This window comes from Pseudomonas sp. AC112, assembly GCF_979253545.1.
This window is the reverse complement of sequence record NZ_CEEDCM010000001.1, coordinates 1,061,313-1,079,610: the sequence shown is the minus strand read 5'-3', so window position 1 is coordinate 1,079,610 and position 18,298 is coordinate 1,061,313. Positions and strand designations below refer to the sequence as shown.

At 61.7% G+C, this 18,298-nt stretch carries 18 protein-coding genes; 9 read left to right on the top strand and 9 right to left on the bottom strand.

What is annotated here, in order from left to right; all coding sequences use genetic code 11:
* Positions 1-37: 37 nt before the first annotated feature.
* Positions 38-1,057, top strand: a complete 1,020-nt coding sequence (locus AC0IYN_RS05110) for a Leu/Phe/Val dehydrogenase (protein ID WP_078047028.1) — start codon at positions 38-40, stop codon at positions 1,055-1,057.
* Between the two features lie 6 nt (positions 1,058-1,063).
* Here the strand turns inward: AC0IYN_RS05110 and AC0IYN_RS05105 are convergent, their stop codons facing one another.
* On the bottom strand, positions 1,064-2,371 hold the full coding sequence (locus AC0IYN_RS05105) for an acetamidase/formamidase family protein (protein WP_471840720.1): 1,308 nt from the start codon (positions 2,369-2,371) through the stop codon (positions 1,064-1,066).
* Positions 2,372-2,623: 252 nt separating this feature from the next.
* Here AC0IYN_RS05105 and AC0IYN_RS05100 point away from each other — a divergent pair, with 252 nt between their 5' ends.
* The gene (locus AC0IYN_RS05100; protein WP_457239165.1) at positions 2,624-3,337 is read left to right on the top strand and encodes a dienelactone hydrolase family protein; all 714 of its coding nucleotides are present in this window, start codon (positions 2,624-2,626) and stop codon (positions 3,335-3,337) included.
* Positions 3,338-3,426: 89 nt separating this feature from the next.
* Here the strand turns inward: AC0IYN_RS05100 and AC0IYN_RS05095 are convergent, their stop codons facing one another.
* Positions 3,427-3,687, bottom strand: coding sequence for a YebG family protein (locus tag AC0IYN_RS05095; RefSeq protein ID WP_016978245.1), 261 nt, complete (start codon positions 3,685-3,687; stop codon positions 3,427-3,429).
* A 272-nt stretch (positions 3,688-3,959) separates the two neighbouring features.
* Here AC0IYN_RS05095 and AC0IYN_RS05090 point away from each other — a divergent pair, with 272 nt between their 5' ends.
* Positions 3,960-4,448, top strand: a complete 489-nt coding sequence (locus AC0IYN_RS05090) for a phosphate-starvation-inducible protein PsiE (protein WP_078047031.1) — start codon at positions 3,960-3,962, stop codon at positions 4,446-4,448.
* On the opposite strand, the gene AC0IYN_RS05085 is transcribed toward AC0IYN_RS05090, so the two are convergent.
* The 3 genes from AC0IYN_RS05085 to AC0IYN_RS05075 form a co-directional block, all read right to left on the bottom strand.
* A complete protein-coding gene (locus AC0IYN_RS05085; RefSeq protein ID WP_406597842.1) occupies positions 4,445-4,759 on the bottom strand; it encodes a DUF3509 domain-containing protein in 315 nt (104 codons plus the stop codon). The two genes, AC0IYN_RS05090 and AC0IYN_RS05085, sit on opposite strands and share 4 nt — an antisense overlap.
* A gap of 218 nt (positions 4,760-4,977) precedes the next feature.
* Complete coding sequence (locus AC0IYN_RS05080; protein ID WP_471840718.1) at positions 4,978-6,264, bottom strand: serine/threonine transporter; 1,287 nt, start codon at positions 6,262-6,264, stop codon at positions 4,978-4,980.
* A 62-nt stretch (positions 6,265-6,326) separates the two neighbouring features.
* The gene (locus AC0IYN_RS05075; protein WP_406597843.1) at positions 6,327-7,703 is read right to left on the bottom strand and encodes an L-serine ammonia-lyase; all 1,377 of its coding nucleotides are present in this window, start codon (positions 7,701-7,703) and stop codon (positions 6,327-6,329) included.
* A 137-nt stretch (positions 7,704-7,840) separates the two neighbouring features.
* Here AC0IYN_RS05075 and AC0IYN_RS05070 point away from each other — a divergent pair, with 137 nt between their 5' ends.
* Entirely contained in the window at positions 7,841-8,788 is a 948-nt protein-coding gene (locus AC0IYN_RS05070; RefSeq protein ID WP_078047035.1) for a LysR substrate-binding domain-containing protein, read from the top strand.
* A gap of 212 nt (positions 8,789-9,000) precedes the next feature.
* On the top strand, positions 9,001-9,411 hold the full coding sequence (locus AC0IYN_RS05065; protein WP_078047036.1) for an HPF/RaiA family ribosome-associated protein: 411 nt from the start codon (positions 9,001-9,003) through the stop codon (positions 9,409-9,411).
* A gap of 59 nt (positions 9,412-9,470) precedes the next feature.
* Here the strand turns inward: AC0IYN_RS05065 and AC0IYN_RS05060 are convergent, their stop codons facing one another.
* Positions 9,471-10,985 (bottom strand): MFS transporter, encoded by a 1,515-nt coding sequence (locus AC0IYN_RS05060; protein ID WP_471840714.1) that lies wholly within the window; start codon positions 10,983-10,985, stop codon positions 9,471-9,473.
* Between the two features lie 107 nt (positions 10,986-11,092).
* Between AC0IYN_RS05060 and AC0IYN_RS05055 the strand changes: the two genes are divergently transcribed.
* Positions 11,093-12,004, top strand: a complete 912-nt coding sequence (locus tag AC0IYN_RS05055; protein ID WP_471840713.1) for a LysR family transcriptional regulator — start codon at positions 11,093-11,095, stop codon at positions 12,002-12,004.
* A 62-nt stretch (positions 12,005-12,066) separates the two neighbouring features.
* On the opposite strand, the gene fecA is transcribed toward AC0IYN_RS05055, so the two are convergent.
* From fecA to AC0IYN_RS05040, 3 genes are all read right to left on the bottom strand, one after another.
* Positions 12,067-14,403 carry a TonB-dependent Fe(3+) dicitrate receptor FecA gene (gene fecA, locus AC0IYN_RS05050; RefSeq protein ID WP_457267136.1) on the bottom strand — a complete coding sequence of 779 codons (2,337 nt, stop codon included), beginning with the start codon at positions 14,401-14,403 and terminating at the stop codon, positions 12,067-12,069.
* A gap of 91 nt (positions 14,404-14,494) precedes the next feature.
* Positions 14,495-15,436, bottom strand: a complete 942-nt coding sequence (locus AC0IYN_RS05045) for a FecR domain-containing protein (RefSeq protein ID WP_406597847.1) — start codon at positions 15,434-15,436, stop codon at positions 14,495-14,497.
* A complete protein-coding gene (locus AC0IYN_RS05040; protein WP_028618974.1) occupies positions 15,433-15,921 on the bottom strand; it encodes a sigma-70 family RNA polymerase sigma factor in 489 nt (162 codons plus the stop codon). The genes AC0IYN_RS05045 and AC0IYN_RS05040 overlap by 4 nt, the downstream gene beginning before the upstream one ends.
* 170 nt (positions 15,922-16,091) lie before the next feature.
* Here AC0IYN_RS05040 and AC0IYN_RS05035 point away from each other — a divergent pair, with 170 nt between their 5' ends.
* From AC0IYN_RS05035 to AC0IYN_RS05025, 3 genes are read left to right on the top strand one after another with little or no spacing between them, the layout of a single operon-like run.
* Positions 16,092-16,394: a DUF3649 domain-containing protein gene (locus AC0IYN_RS05035; RefSeq protein ID WP_033902462.1), complete on the top strand. Its 303-nt coding sequence runs from the start codon at positions 16,092-16,094 to the stop codon at positions 16,392-16,394.
* The gene (locus AC0IYN_RS05030) at positions 16,391-17,965 is read left to right on the top strand and encodes a PepSY-associated TM helix domain-containing protein (protein WP_458376417.1); all 1,575 of its coding nucleotides are present in this window, start codon (positions 16,391-16,393) and stop codon (positions 17,963-17,965) included. The genes AC0IYN_RS05035 and AC0IYN_RS05030 overlap by 4 nt, the downstream gene beginning before the upstream one ends.
* Positions 17,966-18,292, top strand: coding sequence for a DUF3325 domain-containing protein (locus AC0IYN_RS05025; RefSeq protein WP_457239173.1), 327 nt, complete (start codon positions 17,966-17,968; stop codon positions 18,290-18,292). It begins immediately after the preceding gene.
* The last annotated feature ends 6 nt before the right edge of the window (positions 18,293-18,298 follow it).

The window sequence follows — 18,298 nt, the reverse complement described above, 5'->3', positions numbered from 1 at the left end:
CTTGGCCCACTACCAGAAGTGATTCGGGAGCTTGACGATGTTTGCTCTCATGCACAGCACCCGCCTTGAATCGCTGCACCTGAGCGTCGACCCGGTCACCGGGCTGAAGGCGGTCATCGCCATCCATAACAGCCGCCTGGGCCCCGCGCTCGGCGGCTGTCGCTATCTCTCCTACCCCGACGACGAAAGCGCCGTGGCCGATGCCGCGCGCCTGGCCCAAGGCATGAGCTACAAGGCCGCATTGGCAGGCTTGCCGGTGGGCGGTGGCACCGCCGTGATCCTGCGGCCGGCCCATGTGGAAAACCGCGCGGCGCTGTTCGAGGCCTTTGGCCGTTGCGTCGAGCAACTCGACGGTCGCTACATCACCGCCACCGACAGCGGCACCTCGGTGGCCGACATGGACTGCATCGCCCAGCACACCCGTTTTGTCACCAGCACCACCGCCGCCGGCGACCCGTCTCCACATGCCGCCATGGGCGTATTCGCCGGTATCCGCACCACGGCCATGGCACGCCTGGGCAGCGACAACCTCGAAGGCCTGCGCGTGGCGATTCAGGGCCTGGGCAATGTCGGCTATGCCCTGGCCGAACAACTGCACGCCGCCGGGGCCGAACTGCTGGTCAGCGACATCGACCACGGCAAGGTGCAACTGGCCATGGAACAACTGGGCGCTCACCCCATTGCCAATGACGCCTTGCTCAGTACCCCCTGCGACATCCTGGCGCCCTGCGGCCTCGGCGCCGTACTCAACCGCCAGAGCGTCGGCCAACTGCGCTGCGCCGCCGTCGCCGGTTCCGCCAGCGCGCAATTGACCAACCTGCAAGTGGCCGACCAATTGGAAGGGCGCGGCATCCTCTACGCTCCGGACTACGTGATCAACTCCGGCGGGCTGATCTACGTCGCACTCCAGCACAGCGGGGCGGATCTGCCGACCATCACTGCGCACCTGTCCAACATCGGCAAACGCCTCACGGAAATCTTTGCCCACGCCCAGGCCGAAAAACGCTCACCCGCGCGGGTGGCGGATGAGCTGGCGGAGCGATTGCTGTACCGCTGACGCAGATCAGAGCGAATACTTTTCGCGCACAAGTGGGCCGACACCCAGGCGATCAAGAATGTGCATCGGGCACAGGATCGTGACGCGGACAGTCCCCGGCAACCGGCTTATTTCAATCGAGCCGTTAAGCGTTGCACGGTTGCGTACCTCATCCATAGAAAGGCCGGTGACCGCAGCCGCGCGTTCCAAGCCGTTTTCCGTCGCAAGGTTGAGGTCGGCTCCACTGCCGATGAAGGTAATGGGCCCGTTGTCTTCGATCTCGACCTGCCCCCAGCGCTCGCCCAGTGCCTTGACTTGCAGCCGTTGCTCAGCGGTCATCGGGCGCGCCATGGGCGGTAGATCATCAAGGTTTTGCAGCAGGATCGGGCCGTCGAGGGTCAACCCCTTGATCACGTGGACCGTGAGTTCGGTTTCCCCCGACACATCGGTGGCATGCCCGGCAATTTCACCATTGCCTTGCTGGGCATGCATATCTCCCATGTACACCCCGGCGCCGGGGACTCTTACCGGACAAATCAGGACGCAACCTTCGCGTACCGAGTTGGTGTCCATGTGCCCGTCGGTTTTTGCCGCATGCAGTTGTTCGTGTGTCATGCCGTAGCGGTGAGGGGCGCCGACCAGGTACTGCCCGAAGTCGGCGCAGTTGTGGGAATCCGGCAAATCCCGTGAAGGCGTAGTACCGATATTGCCCAGGAACGGCCGCATATGAGCCGCAAGGCCAGGGATGTCGGCACGGGCCAGGGACAGAATGGAGTGCTGGGCGGACAGTTCCGGTAACGCCGCCATCTCTGGTGCCTGGCCCGCAAGGCGGTCGGCCACGGTCTGGTTCACGGTCAGGCTCACTTGGTGCTCGGCATCGAACACGATGACGTAGCCATGGCTGAAACGAAACGCGCTGACCTCTGCATCGCAGGCATTGCAGCGGATAGCCTCTGCACCGATTCCTTCGACATGGCTGGCGGGATGCTCTTGTCCGCAATTGGAGCAGAATTTGGCGACAAAGGGGTCGCCGTGATAGCGCCCTTCAACAAAGCGCATGACGCCTGATGAGGTGGCGTGGGACGTCACGCGCATGCGTTTGATCTTCAGGGCCACAGCGTCACCGACTTCGGTGCCGGCGATGAATACGGGTTGAGTCACCTCATGGCCACCCTCAAATGCGGGCGTGATCATTGGGCCCCAGCAACCCGGCGGGGTTCCTGTAATGAGCGTACCGCCGTCGGCGAGCGGGCCGAGCATTTTCTGGCTGGGGCCGATGAGCCCGTTGGTGTAAGTGTTGACGATCAGGCGATCAACCGGTGCTGGGTTGTGCATTTTTATTCTCCGGGTCCTATGTGATTGAACCTTCACCTTCGGTCGCGGCATGTTGATCATGGAAGGTTCAGGCAGGCCCAGTAGACAAGTGTTTTGTATCCCGAATATGTCGCGCGGGGGTGCTAATACACAGTGGTACATAACGATGGGAGAGGAAGGTTTGTAACCGTAAAAATCCTGATAGGGTTCTGAGGGCGGGCGCTTTGAGGTGCTTGCCAGTTATCATTTTCCTACTTGCTGCGGAGAATATTCATGTCCAATCAAGCAACAGCACATTCCGTAACGTTCAAGCGTCCAGACGGCGCCGAGGTCAATGGCTACCTGGCCAGCCCGGCTGTGCTGGAAGGGGCGCCGGCCATCGTATTGATTCAGGAGTGGTGGGGGCTTAACGAGCAGATCAAGGGCGTGGCCATTCGCCTGGCCGAGTGCGGTTACCGGGTATTGGTACCGGACCTTTATCGCGGCGCCTCCACAGTGGAAGAGGAAGAAGCCCACCACCTGATGGATAGCCTGGATTTCGGTGATGCGGTGTCCCAGGACATAAAAGGCGCGGTGCGCTACCTGCAGGCCGACTCGCAAAAAGTGGGCGTGACCGGCTACTGCATGGGCGGGGCGTTGACGCTGTTGGCGCTCAATGCCATTCCGGAACTGGCCGCGGGTGTGGTCTGGTATGGCTTCCCGCCGCTTGAATACCTGGATGCAGCAAAAATCAAAGCACCGCTGATTGGCCATTGGGGCACGCAGGATGCTTTTTTCAACATCGAAACCGTCGCGGAGCTGGAGTCAACGCTGCACGCTGCAGGCGTGGACGCCACGTTTTACCGCTACCTGGCGCGTCATGCCTTTGCCAACGAGACGGCGATCGGCCATGGCCGCATACCCGACACGCAATACGATGCCGCATGGTCGCAAGTGGCGTGGGACCGCACGTTGACCTTCTTCGGCAAAACCTTGTGGCAGGCGTAAGGTGTAAATAGCTTTCGGTGAAGCGATGAGTAGCCCGGCTGCCTGAACCTGATGATTCAACGCGAATCAACGGAGGCGGGCCGGCCTCCTTACTCTGCCTCTGGCTGCCCGATCTCAGCCAGGGCGCTGGCGTTGTTCTTGAACGCTGCTGCAAAGGCGGCGCGGTTCTTGGCCATGAAAATACCGGCGTCTTCTGCCTGCTTTTCAGTCAAGCCTTCCACGTTTTTCAACAGGACATCCATCAGAGACTCTGCCAGCTCAAGCATCTGGTCGTGTGCGTCGGCTAGTTTGCGATCCACGAATGTAGTCTCCAAGTCGCGGGTACTGCGATACAGGGTTTCAACAGCCATTTTTTGGCCTCGTCATCAGGGTGCAGTAGTGAAGGGGAGTAGCCCTTGCTTCGGGTGTTGCTGAGTGCTGTTTATATATACAGTAAAAAGGTTAAGCGAAACCACAGTGTTTGGGTAGCAGTTTTTTAATGTAGCCCGTAAATACAGCTCAGGCGTGCCTCATGTCACGCCGCCATCATCTTATACCTGCCTCTGGCCTTTTTTCTGCATGCAGAACAACCGTCACGTCCAACCCGCATTATCCGGTCGAATCGACCTAAGGAAGCATCATCGTGAAGATCAATTGGGCCGAAAGGCTGCGCCAGAACGTACACGGGCTGGCCGAGTCCCTGGGCAATCTGTTCGTCGAGTCGTTCCACTACCTGGCGCTGTTCGCCATTGGTGCGGTGACCGCGTGGGCAGCGGTGATGGAGTTTCTGGGGATGCTCGAGAATGGGCATATCAAGATCGACGATATCTTGCTGCTGTTCATCTACCTCGAATTGGGCGCAATGGTCGGGATTTACTTCAAGACCAACCACATGCCCGTGCGCTTTCTGATCTACGTGGCAATCACCGCGCTGACGCGCCTGCTGATTTCCAACGTGTCCCACCACAACCCGCCCGACATCGGCATCATCTACCTGTGCGGCGGGATTCTGCTGTTGGCGTTTGCGATCCTGGTGGTGCGCTATGCGTCGTCGGCGTTTCCTTCTGTAAAGGTCGAGGGCCCGCGTCGCAAGGGCGAGGCGAGCCTGGAAACCGAGAAGGGCGAGCTTTAAAGCCCGACGCTGAAGGGCAGGGAGCGGGCTGGCGGCCGCTGTAGCACTTTGTGGTCGCCATCGGTCATCACCGCCAGGATTTCCATGGCGCTGTGGCCCTGTTCGATGGCAATGCCGAATTGGATGCTCTGTACCAGGCGCTTCAGGCGCTTGGGATCATTGCGTTGTTCGGCGCTGATCATGCGTTTGGCCACCACGCCTTGATCGTTGGAGAGGGTCAGCATGATGCTGCCGTCCAGCCGTTGTATGCTCAAGTTGACGCGGTATTCAGGGGTGAACGTGTCGGTGATGATCTGAAAAGGATTGTCCATGGTGCGTACCGCCTGATAAGAACATGCAGTCATTGACGACCGGTGTCGGGATTAGTTCGCGTCTCCTGACCATCGGCCACTCCGTCGCTGAGGTTTTCACAAGGTCCGTTTCCCTCCACAGCTGTACAGCAAAGGCCGTGCCGCATAAGGCGCCGAGCCGCTATTGCGGGACATGAAAAAGGCGAACCGAGGTTCGCCTTTTTGTTGGGTGATCTATTTCAGGGCAGTACCGAGAAAACGATCGCAGACAGCGCAATCAAGCCGATCACCACCACAAACACATTCGACAGCTGGCCCGAATACTGGCGCAGAGATGGCACGCGACGGATCGCGTACATCGGCATCAGGAACAGCAGGCACGCGATGATCGGCCCGCCCATGGTCTCGATCATGCCCAGGATACTTGGGTTGAAGGTGGCCACGGCCCAGCAGGTCAGCACCATGAACAGCGCGGTGCAGCGCTCCAGCCATTTCGACGACATCGAGCGATTGCGCCCGCGCAGGGATTTGACGATCAGGCCCTGGAAACCTTCACTCGCGCCGATGTAGTGGCCGAGGAAGGATTTGGTGATGGCCACCAGTGCGATCAACGGCGCCGCGTAGGCGATCACCGGGGTCTGGAAGTGGTTGGCCAGGTACGACAGGATCGAGATGTTCTGGGCCTTGGCCGCTGCCAGGTCGGCCGGCGACAGCGCCAGTACGCAGCTGAAGCAGAAGAACATCACGGTCAGCACCATCATGCCGTGGGCGGTGGCGAGTATGCCGCTGCTTTTGCGTTCGGCCTGTGCGCCATACACGCGTTTTTGGTCGACGGCGAACGCGGAGATGATCGGCGAGTGGTTGAAGGAAAACACCATCACTGGAATCGCCAGCCATAGGGTTTTGAAGAACAGCGGCATGGGCATGCCATCACCGGCGGAGGCGAAGAACGCGCCGTTCCAGTTGGGGATCAGGCTGACGGCCAGCAACAGCAGTGCCGCGACGAATGGATACACCAGCACGCTCATGGCCTTGACGATCACGCCCTGGCCGCAGCGCACAATCGCCATCAGACCGAGGATCAGCACCAGCGACAGGATCGCCCGGGGCGGTGGGGTCATGTGCAGTTGGTGTTCCATGAAACTGCCCAGGGTATTGGTCAGCGCCACGCTGTACACCAGCAGGATCGGGAAGATGGCGAAGAAATACAGCAGGGTAATCAGCTTGCCCGCGCCGACGCCAAAGTGCTCTTCGACCACTTCGGTGATGTCGCCGGATTTGCCCGACAACACAAAGCGCGTCAGCCCACGGTGGGCGAAGAAGGTCATGGGGAAGGCCAGCAGGGCCAGCACGATCAGCGGCCAGAAACCGCCGACGCCGGCATTGATCGGCAGGAACAGGGTGCCTGCGCCGATGGCGGTGCCGTAGAGGCCCAGCATCCAGGTGGTGTCGTGTTTGGTCCAGCCGGTGGTCACGGTGTTCTCTGCAACAGGATTTTCGGCAGCAGGTGTACGTACATCGGTCATCGTTATTGCCTCGTTATTATTTTTGCGCGGGCTCACGTTTGGGGCGGGTAGCAGTGCTCCGATCAGCACTCCACCCAGCTGACCGCCAGGCCGCCCCGTGAAGTTTCTTTGTATTTGTCATGCATATCGGCGCCGGTATCACGCATGGTGCGGATCACCCGGTCGAGGGAAATGAAGTGCTTGCCGTCACCGCGCAGGGCCATTTGCGTGGCGTTGATCGCCTTGACCGCCGCGATGGCGTTACGCTCGATGCACGGCACTTGCACCAGGCCGCCGACCGGGTCACAGGTGAGGCCGAGGTTGTGCTCCAGGCCGATTTCGGCAGCGTTTTCCAATTGCTCGGGGGTGGCACCGAGGACATCGGCCAAACCCGCAGCCGCCATGGCACAGGCCGAACCGACTTCGCCCTGGCAACCGACTTCGGCACCGGAGATCGAAGCGTTTTTCTTGCAGAGAATGCCGACGGCCGCCGCGGCCAGGAAGAAATTGACTACATCATCGTCAGACGCGTCGGCGTTGAACTTCATGTAGTAATGCAGCACGGCCGGGATGATCCCGGCAGCGCCATTGGTCGGTGCGGTGACCATGCGCCCGCCGGCGGCATTTTCCTCGTTGACGGCGAGGGCGAACAGGTTGACCCACTCCATGGCCGACAAGGTTGAAGTGATCACATTCGGCTTGCCGATTTCCAGCAGGCTGCGGTGCAATTTCGCCGCACGGCGCGGCACGTCCAGGCCACCCGGCAGGATGCCTTCATCGCGCAGGCCTTGCTCCACGCATTCGCGCATCACCGACCAGATATGCAGCAGGCCGCTGCGGATGTCGGCATCGCTGCGCCAAGCCCGTTCGTTGGCCATCATCAGTTCGGAAACCCGCAGGCCATGCTTGTTGCACAAGGCCAGCAGTTCGACAGCGCTGGAAAAGTCGTAGGGCAATTCAACATCGCTGGTCGGCGCAATGCCGGAGGCGGCTTCGGCCGCTTCGATAATGAAACCGCCGCCCACCGAGTAATAGGTTTGTTCGCTCAACAGGCCATTTTCGCCAAAGGCGTGCAGGGACATGGCGTTGGGGTGGTAGGGCAGACTCTCGTCCAACAGCAGGAGGTCTGTGTGCCAGTTGAAGGCAATGTCCTGGGTGCCTGCGAGCAGCAATCGGCGCGACTCGCGCAGCTGCTGGATGCGGGCATTGATCGAAGTCGGGTCGACCCGGTCTGGCCATTCGCCCATCAGCCCCATCACGCAGGCGCGGTCGGTGGCATGGCCAACACCGGTTGCGGACAGCGAACCATACAGGCGCACTTCCACGCGGCGGGTGTCGTTCAGTAATTGCTGGTCGATCAGGGCTTGGGCAAAGGTCGCGGCCGCCCGCATGGGGCCGACGGTATGGGAGCTGGAAGGGCCGATGCCCACCTTGAATAGATCAAAAACACTGATAGCCATGCTAAACCCTTACAAGCAATGGAGTAGAAATCGCTGCCATGTTTTGTAGGACGAGCGGAATTGGCGCGATACTGAGCCTCTGGAACGGCACTGACCAACGAATTATCCTAAGACACCCTTTAGCAGGACTAAACGCTATGACCCGGCCCCTTCATGGCCAGACGTATGTCTGGCTGCACGTGTTTGCCTGTGCGGCGCGGCATTTGTCGTTCACCCGTTGCGCTGAAGAACTGCACATCACGCCGGGGGCGGTGAGCCAGCAAATCCGCCAATTGGAAGAACGCTTGGGTTTCCGCTTGTTTCATCGGCGGGCGCGTGGGGTGGAACTGAGTGCCGAGGGCCAGCGTTTGGCCGCTACCGTGAGCGAGGCCTACGGGAGCATTGATGCCGAGCTGCAGCGCTTGGATGCGGGGATGATCAGCGGCACCCTGCGCCTGCGCTCGATCCCGTCGTTTCTGGGCAAATGGCTGACCCCGCGTTTGCCGCGCTTGCAGCAACGCTTTCCGGATATCCAACTGCGCATGGTCGCCGAGGACAGCAGCATCGCCCTGCACGAGGGCGATTTCGACCTGGCCATCGATTTGAACGACGGCAGCTACCCTGGCCTGTTATCCACAGCCCTGTTGGACGAGCAAATCTTTCCGGTCTGTGCCCCCAGCCTGTTGCGTGGGCGTCCACCCCTGCATGGCCCGGCCGACCTGGTGCACTTCCCGCTGCTGCACGACATTACCGCCTGGCGTGGGAGTTATGAGTACGCGGAGTGGGAGTTCTACCTGAACGCCATCGGCTATCACGCTGCAGACGTGCGGCGCGGCCACACCTTCAACCGCAACCACCTGACCATCGAAGCCGCCATTGCCGGCATGGGCGTGGCCATCGCCCGGCGCACCTTGCTCAACGATGAACTGGAGCGCGGCACCTTGATCGTGCCGTTCGGCCTGGCCGTGCCCAACCACAAACGCTACGTGTTGCTGTATGCGCCGGGCGCACTGAACCATCCGGGCGTACGCGCGGTGCATGACTGGCTGGTGGAGGAAGCGGGGATTTTTCGCGGATTGCACCCGTTGGGAGAGGGGCAATTGTAAGGTTGGCTGGGCGTAAGAAGATGTAACTAACTCCCCACCCTAACAGCGTTTTTGCTCGTCGTCAGACTTAATTTGTAATGTGTGATTTATCTTTGCAAAGGGGTTGAATTGTTCTTCGGACTGCTCAATTGTGTAATCAAGAGGTCATGGTTTCACCACACCGGTGTTGCAGTTGTGACCTCTCGCGAGCTAGCTGAAATAAGGGAAGAACTATGCAAATCCAAGTCAATAGCGATAACCATATTGAAAGCAGCATCCGACTGGAGGAGTGGGTACGTACTACCATTGAGAGCACGCTCGAACGCTACGAAGAAGACCTGACCCGAGTCGAGGTCTACCTGCGGGATGAGAACGGCGACAAGCCCGGTCCCCACGATTTAAGTTGCCGCCTGGAAGCGCGGCCAAAAGGCCATCAACCGCTGTCGGTCCTGCACAAGGCCGATACCCTGGAACAGGCGATCGACGGGGCGGCCACCAAGCTGGACCATGCATTGGAACACCTGTTTGGCAAACTGCAAGGCAAGCCACGCGCTGCCGGGAAAAGTCTGTCGGACACCAAGGTCAATGAAGATGAGCTTGAACAGGAGTTTCTGGAAAAAGAACGTGCCGTGTTTAACAGCTGATCGCTGAACGTTATTTCATCCCCCACTGAACGGGCCTGCATGTGCAGGCCCGTTTTCGTTTACTGGCCGCGTTGGAAGAAATACCTGCTCAACCCTGCCAACCCGCACGCACCCAGGCCCGCGAAGAGCATGGCCCAACCGACACCTTGACGCAGGGCTGCCTGGGCATCGGTGAAGGTCAAGAACGCGGATGACGCCAGCTTGCCCGCCGCGATGTTCTGGCTGATGGCTGGCCACTCCAGCACGCTGCTTTCGGGCATTACGGCTGCCAGTTGATGGCAGATCCCCAGCAACAACACCAACCCCATCAACGCGATGTTGAGCGCGAGGGTGATCAGCCGCGCGCTGAGGTCGATACCCGAGGCCATGCCCGCACGGTCGGCCGAAACCGAGCCGGTGGTGGTATTGGTGGTGGGGGAGTTGGTCAGCGCCAGCCCCACCCCGGCAATCAGGCAACTGAGTAGCACCAGCACGATGCTGGGTTGCGCCACCGCGTTGGCAGCGGCCATGCTCAAGAAGCCTGCGCCCATTAGGCCCAGCCCCACGGGGATGATGCGTTCGGCGCCGTAGCGCAGGGCCAGGCGTTCGGCCAGCGGCGGCACCAGCAGTGTCGGCAAGGTGTAGGCGAGCAGGGCGCCGCCGGTGGTTAGGGTGTCGTAGCCCAGGCCGGCCTGGAAATATAGCGGCAGGTAGATCATGAACGGCCAGAAGCTGAAGTTCATGCCGATCGAGCCCATCAATGCGCCGTTGAAGCGCTGGATCCGGAACACCGAGAAATCAAACATCGGGTGGGCGCTGCGCCGCTCGACAACGATGAACAGCAGCAACCCAGCCACCGCCAGGCCCGCCCAACCAAGCATCGCCGGGGTGCCAAAGCCGTGTTCGGTGCCCTGGGTGATGAAGTAGACCAGGGCGAATACCGACAGCGTCAAGGTGAGCATGCCCGCGATGTCCAGGCGATGGGCCGCCGGGTCACGGGACTCCTGCACGCTGACCTGCAACAGTAACAAGGTGAACAGGGTGAGCGGCACGTGCACGAGAAACACCCAGCGCCAATCCGCCACCGCCAGGATCAACGCGCCCACCATCGGCCCGAATCCCAGGCCCAGGCCGGCAATCACGCCCCAGATCGCGAACGCTCGCGCCCGCGCCGCCGGTTCGCGGAACAGGTGCGACAAAATCGCGAACTGGCAAATCATCATCGCCCCGGCGCCGATGCCCTGGACGAAACGCGCGGCGATCAGCGTCGACGCACTGTCCGCCAACCCACAGGCCAGGGACGCCAGCCCGAACAGCCACAGGCACAGCACCAGCATGCGTCGGCGGCCAAAGCGATCGGCCAAGGTGCCGGCCGCCATCAACACGCTGGTGCAGGCCAGGGTGTAGGCATTCATGATCCATTGGGCGTCCTGGAAACCTGTGCCGAGCTGCCTTTCGAGGGTGGGCAGGATGACCGGCACGCTGGAGATTTCCAGGCCGAACGTCAGCGCGACCAGGCACACGGCGGTGAGCGCGAGGCCGTTCCTGGCGGTGCGCGGTGGGTTGGCGACCGATAACGTGGCGGCGGGTGGCATGGGGACTCTCCTGTCGATGGGGTATGGGATTATTTTCAGGGGAATCCAATTCTTTATTCGTGATAAGTTTTCCATTCATAAGGGAATCAAGAGCGACAATTGGTGCCATGACCACTCCACGTTTTGACGGTGTCGAACTCTTCCTGCAGATCGTCGAGAGCGGCAACCTGACCGAAGCCGCCGAGCGACTGAGCCTGACGCGCTCCGCTGTGGGCAAGGGCCTGGCGCGACTCGAGGCGCGCCTGGGCACGTGCCTGTTGCAGCGCTCTACCCGCCGCCAGCGGTTGACCGAGGACGGCCAGGCCTACTACGAACATTGCTTGCGGGCGCTGGCGGAGCTGGAAGCCGCCGAGTCCGTGCTGGAAAGCGGGCGGCAGCAACCGCGCGGGCGGTTAAGGGCCAGCCTGCCATTGGCCTTCGGGCATCACTACGCCGCGCCGGCATTGTGGGGGTTGATGGATCGATTTGCCGAACTGGAGATCGAGATTTCTTTTTCTGACCGGCTGATCGACGTCGCCCAGGAAGGCTTCGATTTGGCGGTGCGCATTGGCGCGTTGCCCGACACCGACCGCTTGAGCGCTCGTCGCCTGGGCGAGCAGGCGATTGGCCTGGCGGCATCACCGGCGTACTTGCAGCGTGTGGGTCAAATTGAGTGTATCGAGGACCTGGCCGGGCATCGGGGCATTGCCTATCGCTGCAGTGCCCCGCGCCTGGAATGGGAACTCAAGGACGACCAGGGTCGCCCGCACCGTGCGCGGGTGGCCTCGCCGCTGATGATGGACGACCTCCAGGCCGTGGCCGATGCCGCCATCGCTGGCGTGGGCCTGGCCTGGTTGCCCAGTTGGCTGATCGCCCACTATGCCCTGCGCGGACAGCTGCACGCGGTACTTCCCGATTACCGCGAGCAGCCCTCGCCGATCCACGTGATCTGGCCCACGGCGGCGCACATGCCGGCCAAGACGCGCTGTGCCATCGACGCGTTGGTGGCCGGTACGCCGTCGTGCCTGGCAGGCAGTTAGATGAACGCCGGTATTGTGGTGAGCGGGCCCTGCTTACCACAGGTTTTCTGTTGCTTGAGCCGTTAGAACGCGATGGAGGTCTGCACATACACCGTGCGTGGCTCACCGACGTATTTGCCTTTGTTGTTATCGTCGAACGAGCGCGTGTAGTACTGCTTGTTGAAGATGTTTTTCACCCCCACCGCCACGTTCAAATCCGACAGCTGCGGGCCGAAATCGTAGGCGGCGCGGCTGCTGAACAGCATGTAGCCGGGGATGCGCCCGTTCGCACCGTCGGCGCTTTCGGCCTGGGTGTTGGCGTTGTCGGCGAATTGGCTGCTCTGGTAGCTGCTGTCCAGGTTGAGTTTCCAGCGACCTTCGGTGTAACCCACGCCGAGGGTGCCCTTGTGCTTGGACGAGAAGGGTACGCGGTTGCCTTTGTTCGGGCCGTCTTCGCGGATGGTGGCGTCGACGTAGGCGTAGGTGGCGTACACATCGAACCCCGCCAGCGCCGGGCTCAAGCCGTCGAGGGCGTAGTTGATGCTGGACTCGATGCCCTGGTGACGGGTTTCACCACGGGCGATCACCGAATCATTGGTCTGGTTGCTTTCGTACTGATTGTCAAAGTTGATCAGGAACGCGCCGATTTCCGCGCGCAGGGTGCCGTTGTCGTAGCGAGTGCCGAGTTCCCAGGTGCGCGCTTTTTCCGGTTTGACTTCGCCGCTGGTCACACGGTTGGGCATCTGGCTGTACTGCACGCTGCCGAACGAACCTTCGGTGTTGGCGTAGAGGTTCCAGTCGTCGGTGAGGTGATAGAGCACGTTCAGGGCCGGCAGGGCGGTGTTGTAGTCACCCTTGTATTTGACGTTGCTCAGATTGTTGGTTTGCTGGGACTCGATCATCTCGTAGCGAATGCCCGGTGTGATGGTCCACTTGCCGATATCAATCCGGTCATCGATGAAGAAGGCATTGGCCTCGGTGCCGCCCCGGGTGTCGCGGTCATTGCGGCTGTCGGTGGTGGGGATCTGCTGGTTGGCGGCAATCGGCGTGCGGTAACGCAGTTCGTGGCCGGCTTCGTTGATGTAGCGATAGCCGACGCCCACTTCGTGGCTGGTCGGGCCCAGGTCGAAGCCTTGGGCGAAGCGGGTTTCCAGGCCGCGCACCCAGTACTCGCGCGGGGACAGCGACAGGAATGTGCCTTGGTCGAGGTAACCGCTGCGCAGGGTCTTGGTGAAGAAGCTGTTCACGGTGAATTCGCGACGGTCCTGCTCATAGCGATAGCCGACGTTGAACATCGTGCGGCGGCCCCAGAATTTGTCGTAGGGACGGGTGGATTGGTAGGGATCGGCCTTGTAGTTCGCAACGTTCAAGCCGCCGGGCATGTCGGCCTGGCCTTCGTAGTACTGCGCCATGGCGTTGAAGCTGTTGGCGTCATCGAGTTGGTATTTACCCTTGAGGATCAGGTCGTCGATGCGCGTGTTGCTGTTCTCGCGCCAGTCGCCGCCACGGGTGCCGGAGTACAGCAGCGCGCCGCCCAAACCGTTGTCGGCGGTGCCACCGGCGAGCAGGTTGCCGGTGGTCTTGAAGCCGTCATGGCTGGAGGAGGGGCTGGTTTCGGTCTGCAGGCCGCCTTTGACCGTAGGCGCATCCGGGATTGCGCGGGTGACGAAGTTGACCACGCCACCGACGTTCTGCGGGCCGTAGCGCACGGCACCGCCACCACGTACGACGTCGACGGCATCCATGTTGCCCATGCTGATCGGTGCGAATGAAAGCTGCGGCTGGCCGTATGGCGCGAAGGGCACCGGAATGCCGTCCATCAACACCGTGGAGCGCGAGGCCAAGCGCGGGTTGAGGCCGCGAATGCCGAAGTTCAGCGCCATGTCGTGGCTGCCGGTGCCATTGTTGTCCGGGGCGTTGACGCCGGGAATGCGGTTGAGCACGTCCTTGGCCTGGGTGGCGCCCTGGCGTTCGAATGCTTCGCGGCGGATCACGTCACGGGCGCCGGGGTGTTCGAATACATTGGTTTGCGCCGCGTCGCCCAGCCAGTCGCCGACGACGCTGGACGTGCCCAATTCGATACTGGCCGGTGCCGTGGCCGGTTGCAGGCTGTAGGCATTGTCGCCTTCGGCGCGGGCTTGCAGGCCGGTGCCTTCCAGCAGTTTTTGCAGGCCGTCCGCGGCGCCGTAATTGCCGGACAAACCGCCGCTCTGCATGCCCGCCGTCACTTCGGAACCGAAGGAGATCAACACGCCGGCTTCGCGGCCAAACTGGTTCAGTGCAGCTTCCAGCGACGTCGGTGCGATGTGATAGGGCTTGGCGTCGGCCGCCATCACCGAGGGCAGCACGGTCAGACTGAGGCTGGCGCCGAGTAGGAGTTGGCGCACGGTGCGGGCAAGAAACGTCGGTTGCTGGGGCATGAAGAGCGGTCCTGAGAAGGAAGGATCAAGGTGGCTTTCCTTCTCTGTCACGCGAGGGGTGGAAAACGGCTCAGTGTTTTTGAAATAAATGTCAGGCGCGTGCCTGCACCGTCACCCAATACCGCGTAAAGCGCCGCACCTTCACCGGCAGGCTCACTTCCAGCAGGTCGAGAATGCGTTCGCTGTCGTCCAGCGGGTAGCTGCCGGAGATCAGCAAGTTGGCGACCTGAGGGTCGCAGTTGACCTGGCCACGACGATAACGGCCCAGTTCGCCGAGGAAATCTTCCAGGCGCATGTGGGCTGCGACCAGCATGCCGTCGGCCCAGGCGCCGCTGTTGGCGTCGGTGGGGCGCGGGGTGTCCCAGCCTTTGCGCGTAAAATTGACCTGGCGCGCCGCCTCGACCGTCAACGGCAGGCCGCTGTAGGTGTTGGGCATCACCTCGACGCGGCCGTCGAAGACCGCCAGTTGCGTGTGGTCGTTGAACTGGCGCACGTTCATGCGTGCAGCCTGGCTGGTCAGTAGGCCCTGGCCGGTCAAGACGTTCAGCGGTGTGTTGCCGGCGCTAGCGGTCAGCAGGATCTCGCCTTCAAGCAGGCGGATCAGCCGTTGCTTGCCATCGAAGTGCACGTCCACCGCGCTGCCGGTATTGAGCTGCAGCTGACTGCCGTCCGCCAGTTGCACCTTGCGACGCTGGCCAACGGGGCTGCGGTAGTCGGCGGTCAGCGGCGGCAAGATATGTTGCTGGCGCAGGCTCCAGGCGGCGGCCGAGCCGGCACCGAGGATCAGCAGCAACTTGAGGGCCTGACGGCGGCTGGTGGAGGTAGGCGCGTTCAAGGCGGCATGGGCCAGGGGCGAGGGCATGCCGCGCAGGCGCTGGTTGACGCGCTGCATATGGTCCCAGGCGCGCTGGTGTTCGCTGTGGGCGTTCAGCCATTGTTGCCAGGCCGCCTGCTGGCGTGGGTTGAGCGCGCCTTGCTGCATTTCCATCAGCCAATGCACGGCCTGCTCGGCGACTTGGGTGGAGAAGTTCATAGGGCGAAATAGCAGCGCATGGCCGCTTTGCTCAGGTGGCGTTTGACGGTGGCGATGGAAATGCCCAGTTCAGCGCCGATTTGTGCGTAGGTCAGGCCATCCAATTGAGCCAGCAGGAAAGCGCGCTTGACCTGGACGGGCAGGCCGTCGAGCAGTTGATCGAGCTCTACCAGGGTTTGCAGGATGATCGCGCGTTCTTCTTCCGACGGCGCCACGTGCTCGGGCATTTGTGCCAAGGCGTCGAGGTAGGCGCGCTCCAGGTCCTGGCGGCGGTAGAAGTTGAACAGCACGCGCTTGGCGACGGTGGTGAGGAACGCGCGGGGCTCGATCAGCGTGGGCGTTTCCCGCGCGGTGAGCACGCGGATGAAGGTGTCCTGGGCCAGGTCGGCGGCGCTTTCCGGGCAGCCGAGCTTGCGACGCAACCAGCCGGTGAGCCAGTGGTGATGGTCGTTGTACAACACTTCGACGGTATTGGACGGGCTCAACGCGAACACTCCACATGCATCGGGATGCTTTAGAGAACAAGAATTGTTCGCATTGTAGGGCTCGCGACGGGCTTCGGCAATCCGTCAGCGCAGGTGTTTCATCCGTTCTGTTTTGCTTATGAGAATATTTATCATTAATATTGCGGCCTGATGAACCTGGCGCCTCCCGCATGAAAAGCAAAACCTCGCTGCCTGTCTCCTATCGTCTTGCCGTGACTTCGCGCGTGCTGGCTGCCGTGGTGGGGGGCTACCTGATGGCGTCCCTGGCCAGCATCTGCCTGGCGCTGTGGATACCCACTTCCCGCGCGGATGCAGTGATCACGGGGATGATGAGTTCATTTGTGTTCTACCTGCTGGCCGTGCTCTGGTGTTTCGCCTGCCGCAGTGCCGCGCGCGCCTGGTTCGGCGTGATGTTGCCGAGCGCGGTATTTGCCACCCTGGCGGGTGTGGGCTTCTGGATGGCACGTACATGAAAGAGGGCTTTCGCCAGGCCATGGCCTGGTTGCACACCTGGGCCGGGCTGATCTTTGGCTGGCTGCTGTTTGCGATTTTCCTGACGGGCACCTTGTCGTATTTCAAGGACGAAATCAGCCACTGGATGCAGCCTGAAGTGCAGGCCCATCCCCTGGACGATGCACGCAGCCTGACCGTTGCCCAAAGCTATTTGCAGCAGGTGGCGCCGACGGCTGCGCGCTGGTTCATCACCCTGCCAGACAGCCGCGACCCCGGGCTGTCGGTGATGTGGCAAGACAAGGTCGACCCCGGCAAGCGCGGCAATTTCATCCAGAAAACCCTCGACCCGGTCAGTGGCCAGGCCGTGCAGGCCCGTGAAAGCATGGGCGGCGAGTTCTTCTATCGTTTCCATTTCCAGCTGCAAATGCCTCACCCGTGGGGCCGCTGGCTGTCGACCATTGCCGCGATGGTGATGTTCATCGCGCTGATCACCGGCATCATCACCCACAAGAAAATCTTCAAGGACTTCTTCACCTTTCGCCCCCGCAAAGGCCAGCGTTCCTGGCTCGACGGGCACAACGCAGTGGGCGTGCTGGTGCTGCCCTTCCATCTGATGATCACCTACAGCAGCCTGGTGATCTTCATGAGCATGGTGATGCCGGCGCCGATCCTGGCTTCTTATGGCAACGACACCCGTGCCTTTTTCAGCGAGGTGTTCCCGAACACCAATAATGCTCCGGCATCGGGCCAGCCAGGCACATTGCTGCCGCTGGTGCCGATGTACGAGCAGGCCCGGGCGCAGTGGGACGGTGGGCATGTGGGACGCGTGGCGGTGAATAACCCCAGCGACGTGAACGCCTCAGTCAATGTGTTCCGCGCGGGTGCCGACAGCGTGGTGCATGATTTCGGCAGCACCGTTTCCTTCAATGGCAGCACGGGCGAGCTGTTGCGGGTCAGTGGCGAGCAGTCGCTGCCGGCGGCCATCGGCGGCAGTTTCTACGGCCTGCACATGGGCCATTTCGCCGGTCCGGTCCTGCGCTGGTTGTACTTCATCTGTGGCTTGGCGGGCACGGCGATGATCGGCACCGGGCTGGTGATCTGGCTCGGCAAACGCCAGCTCAAGCACGCGAAAGCCGCGGTCATGCCGTTTGAGCTGCGCTTGGTGGAAGTGCTCAACATCGCCAGCATGTCCGGGCTGATGATCGCCATCGCAGCGTTTTTCTGGGCTAACCGTCTGCTGCCGGTGAGCTTCGCCGAGCGTTCCGACTGGGAAGTGCAAACCTTCTTTATCGCCTGGGGCCTGAGCCTGTTGCACGCGATCCTGCGTCGTGGCCGGCAGGGTTGGGTCGAGCAACTGAGCTTCGGCGCGCTGCTGTTTATCGCCATCCCACTGCTCAACGCGTTGACCACATCGCACCACCTCGGCGTCTCGCTGGCCACCGGCGATTGGGCCATGGCCGGCTTTGACCTGACCTGCCTGGCCAGCGGCGTGTTTCTCGCGTGGGCTGCCTGGAAGATGCAGCATCGCACCGTGCCTGCACCCAAAGCGGAACGCGCACGCCCCTTGGCGCTCAAGCAGGAGGCGAACTGAATGCTGCTCCCTCTGCTGATGTGCTACGCGGGGTTCACCGCGCTGTGCTTGTCCACCGACCGCCATCACGGCGAACTGTTGCACAGTAAACCCTCGCCTCGCCGGCGCCTGGGTTTGCGTGTGGCCGGTTGGTTGCTGCTGACCGTGTCGATCTGGCCAGCGGTGAGTGTCGCCGGTTGGGGGCAGGGCCTGGTGCAGTGGTGCGCCGTGTTGATGCTCAGCGCACTGCTGTTGGTGCTGTTATTGCCGTATCGGCCAAGGCTGGCCCTGATCCTGGCGGGCGTCGGCTTGCTCGCCAGCCCTGTTGCAGCCTTCGCAACCCTCTGAGCCTTC